Source organism: Ruegeria sp. CF5 (genome assembly GCF_056537325.1).
Genome location: NZ_JBQFRI010000005.1, coordinates 328,613 through 342,387, shown reverse-complemented (window position 1 = coordinate 342,387; position 13,775 = coordinate 328,613). Strand labels below are relative to the sequence as shown.

The 13,775-nt window shown below is 57.4% G+C and carries 12 protein-coding genes and 2 tRNA genes; 3 read left to right on the top strand and 11 right to left on the bottom strand.

Annotated features, from left to right (window positions below; all coding sequences use genetic code 11):
• Positions 1-20: 20 nt before the first annotated feature.
• Positions 21-97 (top strand) — tRNA-Met (locus tag ACR0NW_RS14650).
• A gap of 442 nt (positions 98-539) precedes the next feature.
• Here ACR0NW_RS14650 and ACR0NW_RS14645 read toward each other — a convergent pair.
• Positions 540-613, bottom strand: a tRNA-Arg gene (locus tag ACR0NW_RS14645).
• A 114-nt stretch (positions 614-727) separates the two neighbouring features.
• On the opposite strand from ACR0NW_RS14645, the gene ACR0NW_RS14640 reads away from it, so the two are divergent.
• Positions 728-1,753 carry a LacI family DNA-binding transcriptional regulator gene (locus ACR0NW_RS14640; RefSeq protein ID WP_170653423.1) on the top strand — a complete coding sequence of 342 codons (1,026 nt, stop codon included), beginning with the start codon at positions 728-730 and terminating at the stop codon, positions 1,751-1,753.
• A gap of 4 nt (positions 1,754-1,757) precedes the next feature.
• Positions 1,758-2,972, top strand: coding sequence for a winged helix-turn-helix domain-containing protein (locus ACR0NW_RS14635; RefSeq protein ID WP_480450973.1), 1,215 nt, complete (start codon positions 1,758-1,760; stop codon positions 2,970-2,972).
• A gap of 11 nt (positions 2,973-2,983) precedes the next feature.
• Here ACR0NW_RS14635 and ACR0NW_RS14630 read toward each other — a convergent pair whose 3' ends face one another.
• The 10 genes from ACR0NW_RS14630 to ACR0NW_RS14585 all read right to left on the bottom strand — a co-directional run bounded on the left by ACR0NW_RS14630 (position 2,984) and on the right by ACR0NW_RS14585 (position 13,746).
• Positions 2,984-3,901, bottom strand: coding sequence for a helix-turn-helix transcriptional regulator (locus ACR0NW_RS14630; RefSeq protein WP_480450972.1), 918 nt, complete (start codon positions 3,899-3,901; stop codon positions 2,984-2,986).
• Positions 3,902-3,988: 87 nt separating this feature from the next.
• Positions 3,989-5,170: a benzoyl-CoA 2,3-epoxidase subunit BoxA gene (boxA, locus tag ACR0NW_RS14625; protein WP_480450971.1), complete on the bottom strand. Its 1,182-nt coding sequence runs from the start codon at positions 5,168-5,170 to the stop codon at positions 3,989-3,991.
• A complete protein-coding gene (locus ACR0NW_RS14620; protein ID WP_170653431.1) occupies positions 5,167-5,343 on the bottom strand; it encodes a hypothetical protein in 177 nt (58 codons plus the stop codon). The genes boxA and ACR0NW_RS14620 overlap by 4 nt, the downstream gene beginning before the upstream one ends.
• Positions 5,344-5,460: 117 nt before the next feature.
• Complete coding sequence (gene boxB, locus ACR0NW_RS14615; protein WP_480450969.1) at positions 5,461-6,912, bottom strand: benzoyl-CoA 2,3-epoxidase subunit BoxB; 1,452 nt, start codon at positions 6,910-6,912, stop codon at positions 5,461-5,463.
• An 18-nt stretch (positions 6,913-6,930) separates the two neighbouring features.
• Entirely contained in the window at positions 6,931-8,592 is a 1,662-nt protein-coding gene (gene boxC / locus ACR0NW_RS14610; protein ID WP_480450968.1) for a 2,3-epoxybenzoyl-CoA dihydrolase, read from the bottom strand.
• Between the two features lie 131 nt (positions 8,593-8,723).
• Entirely contained in the window at positions 8,724-9,152 is a 429-nt protein-coding gene (locus ACR0NW_RS14605) for a DUF309 domain-containing protein (protein WP_480450967.1), read from the bottom strand.
• A gap of 3 nt (positions 9,153-9,155) precedes the next feature.
• Positions 9,156-9,974 carry an alpha/beta fold hydrolase gene (locus tag ACR0NW_RS14600; protein ID WP_480450965.1) on the bottom strand — a complete coding sequence of 273 codons (819 nt, stop codon included), beginning with the start codon at positions 9,972-9,974 and terminating at the stop codon, positions 9,156-9,158.
• Positions 9,971-11,503 (bottom strand): benzoate-CoA ligase family protein, encoded by a 1,533-nt coding sequence (locus tag ACR0NW_RS14595; RefSeq protein WP_480450964.1) that lies wholly within the window; start codon positions 11,501-11,503, stop codon positions 9,971-9,973. The genes ACR0NW_RS14600 and ACR0NW_RS14595 overlap by 4 nt, the downstream gene beginning before the upstream one ends.
• A 162-nt stretch (positions 11,504-11,665) precedes the next feature.
• On the bottom strand, positions 11,666-13,165 hold the full coding sequence (locus ACR0NW_RS14590; protein WP_170653441.1) for a TRAP transporter large permease: 1,500 nt from the start codon (positions 13,163-13,165) through the stop codon (positions 11,666-11,668).
• Positions 13,162-13,746, bottom strand: coding sequence for a TRAP transporter small permease (locus ACR0NW_RS14585; protein ID WP_480450962.1), 585 nt, complete (start codon positions 13,744-13,746; stop codon positions 13,162-13,164). The genes ACR0NW_RS14590 and ACR0NW_RS14585 overlap by 4 nt, the downstream gene beginning before the upstream one ends.
• Positions 13,747-13,775 lie beyond the last annotated feature (29 nt).

Sequence of the window (13,775 nt, the reverse complement as noted above, 5' to 3'; positions counted from 1 at the left end):
GGTAGGCCCACCAAAAGTGTCGCGGGATGGAGCAGCCCGGTAGCTCGTCAGGCTCATAACCTGAAGGTCGCAGGTTCAAATCCTGCTCCCGCAACCAACTTTATAAGTCAGATATCAAACGCTTAACCTCGCACAACGCGGGGCTTCTTGCGTACGCCAAACCCGCTGGAAGTACTCCCGTCAGTTCCTGGCGAACTTCACCGCTGTTCTGAGGACGTCAGATTAAATCTGTAACTCTGGAACATCATGAGTGGTCCAATTTTTGGGCGCTGTTTCCTTTATTCAAAGAATCCGTTGGCGTTGATAAAAAATTCCGTTTGTTCCTAGTTTGCTTTGAGTTTGATTTAATCGTCGCCATGCTGGTTAATTGCTAGAATTTCACCTTTCCTCGCCGAGGGAGAGCGGAAAGCCACCTTTGTACAGGACTTGTACGAGAGTTTTCAGAATCCAGCTGATTGCTCCTGCGAAGTTCTACAAGTCGCGCGAAATTAGGGACGGCTTGAGTACCCCTAAGTGTGTATTAATAAATGTAGTTTTCGCGACCCCGGCAGGATTCGAACCTGCAACCTGCCCCTTAGGAGGGGGCTGCTCTATCCAGTTGAGCCACGGGGCCTGCGAACCTCTCTGTACCCGCCTTTTTCAGGCTTGTCATCGCCTTTGCGCAACAGTTGTAAAGATTGCCCTGTTCACGCTACCATCCGGTAAAACAAGCAATGCAGGTACCCTCGTGACCACAGATACAAAACGCCCGCTCACCCTTCGTGATGTCTCGGAAGCGTCCGGAGTGTCAGAGATGACAGTGAGCCGGGTTCTGCGCAATCGCGGGGACGTATCCGATGCCACTCGCAAGCGCGTTCTGGCGGCAGCCAAGGAGCTTGGCTATGTACCCAACAAGATTGCGGGTGCATTGGCATCAAACCGGGTGAACCTTGTCGCCGTCATCATTCCCTCGCTGTCGAACATGGTCTTCCCCGAAGTTCTGACCGGTATCAATCAAGTCCTGGAAGATACGGAACTGCAGCCGGTTGTAGGTGTCACCGACTATCTGCCCGAAAAAGAGGAAAAGGTTCTGTATGAGATGCTGTCCTGGCGTCCGTCTGGCGTCATCATCGCCGGGCTGGAACATACGGACGCTGCTCGGGCGATGCTGGATTCGGCTGGCATTCCGGTTGTTGAAATCATGGATACCGACGGAAAGCCCGTGGATGCCATGGTTGGCATTTCACACCGTCGGGCCGGACGCGAAATGGCGCAGGCAATCCTGAAGGCTGGGTATCGCCACATCGGCTTTATGGGCACCAAGATGCCGCTGGACCACAGGGCGCGGAAGCGATTTGAAGGGTTCACCGAAGTTCTGGGTAAAAACGGCGTCGAAATCGAAGACCGCGAGTTTTATTCCGGCGGATCGGCCCTGGCCAAGGGGCGTGAGATGACAAAGGCCATGCTGGAGCGATCGCCGGATCTGGATTTTCTGTATTATTCCAACGATATGATTGGGGCGGGGGGGCTGCTTTATCTGTTGGATCAGGGCATTGATGTGCCCGGCCAGATCGGATTGGCGGGGTTCAACAATGTGGAACTGCTTCAGGGTTTGCCGCGCAAACTGGCCACGATGGACGCCTGCAGGCTGGAGATCGGGCGTAAGGCGGCGGGGATTATTTCCGAACGGCTGGAGAACCCGGACGCGGAAACAGAGGTTCATCTGAACCTGACCCCCAAGATCAGCTTCGGCGACACACTGAAACGGCGCTGAGAAGGTGGCGCTGCAACGGTTGGGCAATCGCGCGGCGCGGGCTCTTTTTCTGGACCGCCATGCATTGTTGGAACAACCTGCAGGGCCTGCCACGGGTGAGCATCTGCTGACCCTGATCCATCGTCTGGGGTTCGTTCAGCTTGACAGCATCAACACTGTGGCTCGCGCCCATGACATGATCCTGTTTGCGCGACGTCCGACGTATCGCAGCCGGGATCTCAAGCGGCTTTATGAACGCGACCGCGCCCTGTTTGAACACTGGACGCACGATGCGGCTGTTATTCCGATGGAGTTCTACCCCCATTGGCATCTTCGGTTTCAACGCGATGCGGAATTGCTAAGGTCGCGGTATAAGAACTGGCGGCGGGACGGGTTTGAAAAACAGTTCGAAACGGTTCTTCAGCATATTCGTGATCAGGGTCCGGTTGGTTCATCCGATGTTGGAAAGGATGAGAAGAAGGGTTCGGGCGGTTGGTGGGACTGGCATCCGTCCAAAACCGCGCTGGAATACCTTTGGCGATCCGGCGCGTTGACGGTTGTCGGGCGCGAGGGGTTTCAAAAACGATACGATCTGACCGAACGGGTGATCGAGACGCACCTGCATCCCGGTCTGTCCCCTTGTGATGTCGAAGCCACCGTCGACTGGTTATGCAATGCAGCGCTGGACCGGCTTGGTTTTGCAACTTCGGGCGAATTAGCGGCTTTCTGGGACACGGTTTCTTCGGCTGAGGCAAAGGAATGGTGTCTGAGGGCCGTGCAAGCCGGGGTCATAGAGGAAATCGAGGTTGAATGCTGCGACGGGCGTGTTCGCAAGACCTTTGCCCGCGCGGAAACACTGGCGGAGGTTGGGAAACTGCCTGCAGCCCCGGGGCGTATGCGGGTTCTGAGTCCTTTTGATCCCGCGCTACGCGACAGAAACCGGGCGCTGAGGCTGTTTGGCTTTCACTACCGGATCGAGGTTTTCGTGCCGGAACCCAAACGGGTGTACGGGTATTATGTGTTTCCCCTTCTGGAAGGCGACAGGCTGATAGGCCGGATTGACATGAAGGCGCATCGGAACTGCGGCGAATTGCGGGTCAAGGCCCTTTGGCCGGAACGAGGGGTCAAATGGTCAACCGCCAGATCCCGACGGTTGGACGCTGAACTGGAGCGGGTTCGCCGGTTTTCAGGCATGGACCGCGTTGTCTATGCAGATGGATGGCTTCGCGATTCAAAGTAGGTTTTTGACGATCAATCAAGAAAACCCCGGCCGTCGACCAGCTTTTTCAGTTCGGCCAGCGACGACTGCACGCCTTGGCCTGATGTGTCCAGTTGCGCCTGAGCCCGACCGTACAGTGCCTCGCGGCTTGTCAGGATCGATTTCAGTTGTTCCATCGCCTCGGGGTTTCCGGCCATTGGACGCTCATCACCCTGTGCCCGCACCCGATCCATGTGTTCAACCGGCGAAGCACGCAGCCAGATTGTGTGGAACCTGCCCAGCAACGTGTTGTAAGTTTCGGGCTCGGCCACGATACCGCCTGCCACGGCAAGGACCATCTTGTCGTGGGTTTCGATGACCCGGTTTAGGGCTCGGGATTCCAGTTTCCGGTACCCCTCCTGACCATAAAGCGCCATGACCTCGGCCACCGGCATCCCGGCCTGTTCTTCGATCAGGGCGTTTAATTCCACGAAGGGCAGATCGTATCGGGCACCAAGCAGGGCACCCAGAGTGGACTTTCCTGCCCCTCTCAGTCCGACAAGGCATATTCTGTTGGCGCGCAGGACCTCTTCGGGTTCCGGGCTGAGTGCATGCAGCACCATCTTCTTCACGTCTTCACTGGCGTTTCGATAGAGATCGGCAACACGCAACGCGTCGGAACTCCAGGGGTCATCCTCGCTGATCAGCCATTCTATGCGATGATCCAGCGCCGTGGCGACGCGCTGCAGCAGGCCGATTGAAATATTGCCCTCGCCCGCCTCAAGCTGAGCCAGATACCGGGGCGACACACCGGAGATTTCGGAAAGGACACGACGGGGGATGGCCCGCATCTGACGGGCTTTCCTCACCCTCTCGCCTACACGGGAAATGAGTTCGTTTACCGAAGCTTCGGCCGGGTCAGAGCCGTCCTGTGCCGTGTCGTTGTCTCTGAATCCTCTGGTTTCGCTCATTCCGCCGTGCCGTTTATGTGAAATAATGCACAAATTACGACGGGCGGACCGGAGGGGCAATCCCAATTGCCGAACGGTCCTGTAATCTCAATAGGTTTCGACGTGATAGCGACCGCTTTCACGCATGGTATTGCGCAGGTCGCCCCAATCCAGACCTACCCCACGCGCAATATCACCCAAGGCTTCTTCAACGCCCTGCTCCATGGCTTTCAGGCCACAGACGTAGATATAGAAATTCGGATCGGCCAGCAGTTTACCAACCCTGTCAGCCTGTTCGCGCAGCTTGTCCTGAACATAGTGTTTTGGCTGCCCATCCTGACGCGAATACGCAAAATGCTTGGTCAGAAATGCGTCTGGCACTTTTTTGAGCGGTCCGAAATACGGCAGTTCCTGCGGACGGCGCGCTCCAAACACAAGGGTCAACGAACCGTTCAGAGAAGGGTTTTCGCGTTGGCGCCGCATGGTAAAGGCGCGAAATGGCGCTGAGCCGGTACCGGTGCAGATCATCAAAAGTTGCGCATTAGGGTCTGATGGCAGCAGGAAGGTTGCCCCAAAGGGACCGGTGACCTGAACAGAATCGCCGGGCCGGAGATCGCAAACGTAGTTGGAGCAAACCCCCAGCTCCTCGCGCTTGACCGTCAGCGACAAGTTGTTGAAATTCGGCCGCTCTCCATCGCGGGGGCTGGAAACCGAATAAAGCCGGGGCAGGTGGGCATTGCCGTTTTCGTCGGTGCCCGGCGGGATTATCCCGATGCTTTGCCCCTCGAGCACCGGAAAGGGCAGTGACCCGAAATCCAGAATGATGTGCCGGACATCGCTGTCGCTGTCTTCTGCCGTCAGGCGGAAATTGCCGGTGACTTTCGCCAGCGCCGGCTTGGCCAGCCCATACATGCTGATTGAAGGTTTCGAAGCCGTTGCTGGCGCCCGGGCCTTGCCCCCTGCGCCTTTGTGAGCCTCTTCCAGCAAGGCCTCGATCGCCTCGTCCAGCGCTTCTATCTCGCTTTCACCCGAAACCTCTTGCTGTTCAGGCAGTTCCATCCAGTCATACTGATCTTCCAGCGAATACGGTGTGGCGACCACACGCCAGTTGTCGATCGAGCCTGTGGGACAGACAGGGATGCAATCCATGCAGCCGTTGCATTTGGACGCGTCCACGACGACGTTCATGTCGTCATGCTCGATGGCCTCCTCGGGGCAGGTCATCTCGCATGTGTAGCAACGAATGCAGATTTCAGGGTCGATCAGGTGCTGCTTGAGCGGCTGGTTCATGAACTCTCGCGGTTTTTGGACAGGATCACGTCAGGCAAAACCAACGTTTCGATCAATGCTTCGCACAGACCGACGCAGTCGGAACACCCGACACAGGGCCCCTGCAGCGCGGATATCTGACCGGCGAGGGCTTTGAGCTGCGGCGTCTCGGCCTTGGAACGGTTGATCTGCATTGCGGGTCTCCCCTTGTGAACAAGCCGGTTCCAGCGAACAGGACAAATGCTGAGTCCGTCAATGCTGTTTTCGTCACAAATTGTTTCCATTTGCGGCATCCGGCCTGGATTCGGGCGCTAGGCCATGTGCAGTTTGACGTATTCGAAATCGCCTGGCTTGTTGTCGATGCCCACCTTGGGCGGGGCAATCCAGCTGGCATATTCGCCGGGCTCGTAACATGGCTTCATCAGGGACTGGATGAAATCGCCGTCAGCGCCGGACGGCAGCCAGTCCTGCAGGCCACGTTCGTATTCCTCAGCACTGACAAGTTTGCCTTCCGGGTTGAATCGTTGATCTGCAAAGACGCCGATCTTGCGGTTGAACGCCTCGTGCGGAAGCGCCAGTTCAAACTCGATCCCCAGTTTTTCGATAATCTTGTTCCAGCGGCCGACGCCACCGGCGGCGTCCTTGGTATAGTCGTCCCGCAAGCGCATGTTGATCGCGGTCAGGGCAGGGACCTGTTTTGCCACGGCTTTACCGTCCTCAAGATCCCAGACCGTGTATGTGTCGTTCTGCAACTTGTGGTCATCCTTCAGGCGGCTTTCCATGTACCGGCCCTTGATCCCCGCGTTGAACGCATTGGCGGCGTTGGTCGACACCTCCTGCCCGAACAGGTCCAGCGACAGGGTATAGTGCAGATTCAGCTTTTTCTGGATCGTCGGCAGGTCAATGACACCAAGATCGCGAATTCGGCCGATGTCATAAGGGTCGTCGATCCCGTTTTCCTTCATGACTTCGCAGGTGCGCTGAATCGTGCGGCCAACTCCGGTTTCACCCACGAACATGTGGTGCGCTTCTTCGGTCAGCATGAAACGGCAGGTTCGGCTGAGCGGGTCAAAGCCGGACTGCGCCAGCGATTCCAGCTGCATCTTGCCGTCCCGGTCGGTGAAATAGGTGAACATGAAAAAGGACAGCCAATCGGGCGTTTCCTCGTTGAAGGCACCCAGCATGCGGGGCGCTTCTTCCGAGCCTGACTGGCGGCGCAGCAGATCATCGGCCTCTTCCCGGCCATCACGGCCAAAATACTTGTGCAGCAGATAGACCATCGCCCAGAGGTGCCGCCCCTCTTCGACGTTCACCTGAAACAGATTGCGCATGTCGTAAAGCGAGGGCGCGGTCAGAGCCAGCAGGCGCTGTTGTTCGACCGAGGCAGGTTCCGTATCACCCTGAATGACGATCAGGCGCTTTAGCATATTGCGGTACTCGCCCGGAACCTCCTGCCACGCCGGTTCCCCCTTGTGTTCGCCACAGGGAATTATCCGTTCCTCAACCTGTGGGGCCAGCAAAACGCCCCAGCGGTATTCCGGCATTTTCACATAGTCGAACTTGGCCCAACCTTTAGGGTCAACACTGACGGCGGTGCGCAGGTACACAAGCGAGTCCTGAAAGTTCTGCGGGATCAGATCGTTCCACCAGTTGATATAACCGGGGTGCCACTTTTCCAGCGCCTTCAGCACCTTCTTGTCCTGACTTAGACCCACATTATTGGGTATCTGGGTGTCGTAACTTACGTTGATCAGGTCGAGCATATCTCTCCTCCGCCGGCCTTACACACGTTCCATGTCATATTCACCGCGCAACCCGCTGCCATAGCGTTGCAACGCACCATCCGGCCCAACAGCGTTGGGGCGCTGGAAAATCCAGTTCTGCCAGGCCGTCAGCCGACCGAATATCCGTGTTTCCATCGTTTCTGGTCCCGCAAAGCGCAGGTTCGCCTCCATCCCCGTCATTGCGTCGGGGGAAAAGCTGGCGCGTTCCTCCAGAAAGATGCGCACCTCGTCTTCCCAGTCGATATCGTCAAAGGCATAGGTAACCAGCCCCAGCTTTTCTGCGCCTTCGGCATCCAGCGCTTCGGCGATGTGTTCTTTCAGCGCCTCTGCGCTGTCGGGATCACCCCAGAACCGCGTGGCCAACCGGGTCAGATCGTTGCCCATTGGGTAGGTGCCGAAATTGCCCTCGCTCAGCGTGATCGTCGCCAGCGGTCGATTGTCGCCCTCGAACTCGTCCAGCATCATGTAAGACCGGTCCACGGCCCACAGCAGTTCAGCCAGCATCCCGGCGTAACAGGACCCGTGTTCCACCAACGCCACTAGGCTGCGCGAGGTCATGTCGACCCGTTTCAGCACGCGTTTCCAATAGAGCAGAATTTCGTTGGCCAGCCAGTTGTCGCGATTGTCGAGCAGGAACCTTTCGTGCGCCAGAACATGCGCAGGGTCGCCCTGGGTCTGAAAGACGATCAGGCCAACCTTCCTCTCATTCAGGCGTAGATGCAAAATGGCGTCATCAAGCTCTCGCGCGGTCCTGAGGCTCCAGGTTTCTGCGCCTTGCTTCAACAGCTCATCGATATCGGACGGTGCATCCTGTTCCGGACCCCTGATCGTTATCGTTGCAGTGCCGGCAGTTTGGTCCAGTGCTACCTCGACGCTGGAATAGGTGATTGATCCATCATCGCCGAAAGTCCGGGAAAGTGGCTCTAACACGATGCCTTTCAGGTTGCTTGGCTTATCCGCAGCACTTGCGAATTCGCGCGCGCGCTCCTGCACAACCTCATCAAATCTGGAATTCGGGGCGATTTCATCGACAAGATTCCAGTCGACGGCCCGCTGACCGCGCACCCCTTCTTCGAGGGAACAGAACACATCAGCCAGATCACGCCTGACCTTGCGTTTATCCGTCACACGGGTCAGTCCGCCGGTTCCTGGCAATACCGCCAGCAACGGTACCTCTGGCAGGGCCACCGAGGATGAACTGTCATTGGTCAGCATGATGTGATTGCACGCCAGCGCCAGTTCATACCCGCCACCAGCGCAGGAGCCCTTGATGGCCGCGACGTATTTCTGCCCCGAATCTTCTTCTGCGGCCTCATAAGTGTTTCGCGTTTCATTGGTGAACTTGCAGAAATTCACCTTGTGCGCGTGGCTGGCACCACCCAGCATCCGTATGTTGGCACCCGCGCAGAACACGCGATCCTTTCCGGATTGCATCACGACAACCCTGACCTCGGGATGTTCAAACCGCATCCGTTGCACGATATCGGACAGTTCGATATCCACGCCCAGATCATATGAATTCAGCTTCAGATCATACCCGGGGCGCAGCCCGCCTTTCTCGTCCACGTCCATGAACAGATTGGCAATATCGCCATCGTATTCGACGCGCCAATGGCGGTACTTCGATGGATCAGTCTGAAAGTCGATGCGCTGGGGCATGACGGGTACCTCAATGTGACATCCGGGAAGTGTAGTTTGCAGATACTCCAGCGGCAAGGCGATATTGGCAAAATAATGCATTTATGACGTAAAATTTTACGGCGAGCTCGCGGTATTCTGCAATATGTTGCTTAAATTGGGTGTGAATGCAGGTACTGAACACGTCGATTCAGCTCTGAAACGTCAACTCCGAACACAGGGGCAGAGTTGTTGAAGCCCTCGATCTGCCGCTCCACCATCCCGCAAAGCCGCAGGACGGCATTGGGACGTCCCATGATCTTCTTTAGATGCGCGTTCGCAAGCTGGATGCAGGCCTGCACCATGGTGCGCTCATCCGAGTGTCGCGGCAGGCACATCCAAACGGGTTCCCAGACCTCATGCGCTTCCCAAAAGAAGCCGTGATTAAAGAAAACCCACCCGCCCTGCCAGGCGTCGGATGCCCTGATTTGAGCCACGGACATTTCGGGCCTGACCGAGTGCACAAGCGCGGAAAACAGCCCGTCCGGATGCCGCCCGGTCTGACCCGGGACATATGCATGATCGGGTAAAACAAGGCGCACGGTTCAGGCCGGGGTGACGTTGGCCGTTTCAATCCGCTGCAACCGGGTGCAATATTCCGCAACAGCCTCCAGCGTCGCCGCGCGCGCCTCGACATGCGGTTCATGTCGGCATTCCAATATGGCGGTATCGACAGGGCAATAAGCGCGCGTTTCGATCTCGGCGATCTGGTCCAGCGTCCCGTATTGGTCGTTGCGCCCCTGAATGGCCAGAATGGGTACGCGAATATAGTCGATCACCTCGGCAACGTTCCACGTCCGGAACGCCGGATTCAGCCAAGCGCCGCTCCATCCGAAAAACGCGCCATCGGGATCATCGTGGTATTTTGCCAGCCTGCTTTTCAGACCAGAATTTTCATAAGAGCCCCGCGCCCTGGCAATTTCAGCCATTCCGATTTCTTCGGTAAAGAAATGCGGTGCCTCCAGGATCAGCCCGCGCACACGGTGGTCTTCGACGCTTCCGGCATAGATCGCGGCAATGGTGGCCCCATCGGAATGCCCGAACAGGATGCAGTGTTTCACGCCGGATTGATCCAGAACATGCGGCAGCACGTCGATTGCTTCACGAGTCATGAAATCCATGGGGCGCGGCAGGTCCGCCGGATCGGATTGACCGTATCCCTGGCGGGAATAGGCGAGAACACCCAGCCCGGTTTTGTCCGCAAGTTCCTGCGGAAAATCCCGCCACAGGGCCACGCTGCCCAGACCCTCGTGCAGCAACACGATTACAGGGGCGTCCGACGGCGCAGGTCCATAGCACGCGTATTCCAGTCGAATACCCCCGACATTCAGGGGCTTCGCCGGGGACCGGGTCCATTCGATCATGAAATGTCATCCCGCAATTTGAAACGCTGAATCTTGCCAGTCGCGGTTTTGGGCAGATCTTCGACAAATTCGATCCACCTTGGGTATTTCCACTTGCCGACCTTGTCTTTCACAAAGTCCTGCAGTTCCCCGGCAAGGTCACCGCCTTCGCCGTCTTTCAGGACAATGAACGCTTTGGGCTTTTCCAATCCGTTTCCATCCTTTGCCGCAACAACGGCCGCCTCCAACACCGCCGGGTGTGCCACCAGTGCCTGTTCGACCTCGAACGGCGACACCCAGATACCCGATGTTTTGAACATGTCGTCGGTTCGCCCGCAATAGACATAGCGCCCGTCTTCGGTCATTTCGTATTTGTCGCCGGTTCTGGTCCATTCGCCTTCGAATGTCGTGCGGCTTTTGTTGCGTTTGTTCCAGTATCCGTCCGCGGCAGATGCGCCCCGCACCAGCAGTTCACCCAATTCACCAACGCCAACATCGCTGCCGGTTTCGTCGACAAGGCGGGTTTCGTACCCCGGAACCGGACGCCCCGATGTGCCGTAGGCAACGTCATCCGGTGCGTTGGACAAAAAGATGTGCAGCATTTCGGTCGATCCTACGCCATCCAGTATGTCGGTGTTCCACAACCGTGCCCAGCTGCGGCCGATTTCTTCGGGCAGGGCTTCGCCTGCAGAAATGCAGCGGCGCAGGGTGACATTCGGCACGTCCCCGGCTTCAAGTTGTGCTACCATCCCGGCGTAGAGTGTGGGGACGCCGCAAAATACCGTGGGCTGTTCGGCTGCGATGATCTCGATCATGCCTTCTGGTGTAGGGCGGCCATTGAAAAGCAGGGTTTCGGCCCCCACGGACATCGGAAAGGTCATGGCATTGCCCAGACCATAAGCAAAGAACAGCTTGGCCGCAGAAAACAGAATATCATCCGGTTTGATCTGCAGAACTTGCGCCCCATAGGTATCTGCCGTTGCCCTAAGGCTGGCGTGGACGTGGCGAACGCCTTTTGGTTGGCCGGTCGAACCCGAAGAGTAGAGCCAGAACGCGGTGTCGTCATCTGATGCGTCAACCGCCTTTACCGGCATGGCATTTGCCATGAATGCATCGAAACTTATGGTCCCGTCCGGAGTCGAGCCAATCACCACAATACGTTCCAGATATGGCGAGGTCAGCGCAACTGAACCGATGACCGGCCAAAGCTCTTGAGAGACAAACAGGCAGGTCGCGCGACTGTCGTGCAAGATGGTTTCGTAGACGGGTGGGGCCAGCAGTGTGTTCAGTGGTACCGGCACAACGCCTGCCTTCAGGCAGCCCCAGAAAATTTGTGGGAATTCGATCTGATCCAGAACCAGCATCGCGGCCCGCGATTCCCTGGCGATGCCTGCCCGGTTCAGCGCTCCGGCAACCTGGCCCGACGTATCGGACAGTTCGCCGTAGGACAGGGTGCGCTTATGCCCAGCGACTTCCCGAAAAGCCGTCTTGTGCGACCCGCCTTCGTCCACGTGCCGATCCACGAAGTACAGAGCCGCATTGCCGTTCATGGTCATCTCTCCCGGTTTGGGTGGAGGTGCTACGCGCGGGTGGCCCTCCTCTCCAGCCCGCGCGCGCCCCTCCCCTGGCGCGCAATAATGCATTCCAAACGCATTTATGCAAGATAGTGCCGATCACAAAAGGGTTTTTGTGCATCTTAATGCACCTATCGGCTATCCCGGCAACAAAAACAAGGTGATGGCCGGAAATGCGACAAGGATGATGACCCGAATGATATCCGACGCGACAAAGAACAGAACGGCCTTGTAGGTGTCCACCATGCGCGTGGTGCGATCCATGGCGTTGATGATGAACAGGTTCATGCCGACCGGAGGTGTGATCAATCCGACCTCGACCACGATCAGAACCAGAATACCAAACCAGATGGCGACATGTTCGGCCTCGATCCGGTTCGCCATGCCACGTGTGACGCGGATGCCCAACTCCTTCATCTGATCGCGGGTGAGTTCCGTTCCGGTTGCGATGGCCTCCTGAATCGATGCAAGCATCCCGGCGCCCATGCCTTCAGGCGTACCCGAACGCAGCACCTCCATAGCGGCATCTGCCTGCATGGCGGGTAGCGAGATCAGGTTAAAATCCATTGCTGATATGACCGGAAAGAAAATCGGAACTGTCAGAAGGATCATGGACAGGCTGTCCATAAGACACCCGAACACAAGATAGAAACACAGGATCAGTGCCAATACCATCCAAGGGGAAAAGCCCTGGCTGACCACATAGTTCGACAGTTCCTGCGGCACCTGCGTGAGGGCCAGAAAACCGTTATAGAAGGCCGCGCCAAGGATGATGAAAAAGATCATCGCGGTCGAACGTGCGGTGACAAGAAAGCTGTCTGTCAGCGTTTCCCGTGTCAGGCCGCCGTTAAAAAAGGCGATGACAGCGGTGCCGAATGCACCTACAGCCGCCCCTTCGGTGGGGGTGAACCACCCCAGATAGATACCGCCGACAACCAGCCCGAAGACGACCAGCACCGGCCAGACGTTCAACAAGGCGGCAAACCGCTCTGAATAGGGCACCGGCGGACGGGTGCCGGCGCTTTCGGGGTATAGGCGCACATAGACCGATATCGCGATGACGTAGCCGATGGCGGCCAGAATTCCGGGGATGAACGCGGCAAGGAACAGCTTGGCAATATTCTGTTCGGTCAGGATCGCATAGATCACGAGCACGACCGAGGGCGGAATGAGGATACCCAGCGTGCCGCCCGCAGCCAGCGTTGCCGTGGAAAACCCGCCGGCATAGCCGTATTGACGAAGTTCCGGCAGAGCGACGCGCCCCATCGTGGCCGCCGTGGCCAGAGAGGACCCGCAAATGGCCCCAAATCCTGCGCAAGCGCCGATTGAGGCCATGGCGACGCCGCCGCGCCTGTGACCCAGCCAGCCCTCGGCGGCTTTGAACAGGGCATTCGACATCCCGCCAAGCGTCGCAAACTGTCCCATCAGCAGGAACATCGGCACGATGGTCAGCGAATAGCTTGAAAAGGTCGTGTAGGTTTCGTTCTTGAGGCGCGCAAAGGCAACCTGCGTGCCATCAGTGACCAAAACAAGCCCGACGAGACCCACAAGAAACATGGCCAGTCCAATGGGAACGCGCAGGAAAATCAGCGCCATCAATGCGGGAAAGGACGCAATACCGATCTCGAGGGCGGTCAATGGGATGCCTCCACGCCGTCCCAGATCAGGATGCGGCCAGTTGCAAATTCATAGGTACGGACGCAGGCCATGTAGACGCCTACAATCGCCGCCGCCAACGAGGCGGTAAAGCTGAGCGCATAGGCCCACCAGATCGGGAATTGCAGCAAAAAGGTCGTCTCGCCATAGGCTTTCTTGCTGACCATGCCGTCCCCCAGCTTCCACGTGATCAGGATCAGAACACCTGCAAAGACAATCTCGGTCACCATGCGAAGGAACCGGTTGACGCCCTTGGAAAAGGTGTTGGCCAGAATGTCGACCGACGCGTGACCGGCAGTGATCTGGCACAGTGGCAGGAAGCAGAAGATGGCAAAGGCCACTCCGGCCTCGACCAGTTCGAAATCACCGTTCACAGGCCCGATGCCGATGCCGATCGCCCAGTCGGCAAAGCCCGGGGCAAGGGATTGCATGAACTCTCCGTGAAAGAACCCGTTCAGCAAGCGGCCCGAGATGGATATGCAGGTCAGCAGGATAAGCGCGCTCAGGACAATCCCGCCAATGATGGCCAATGTTCTGGCCAGCCCCATCATTACTTTGTGCATAAACTCTTGGCCTGTTCTTCGGAATGTTC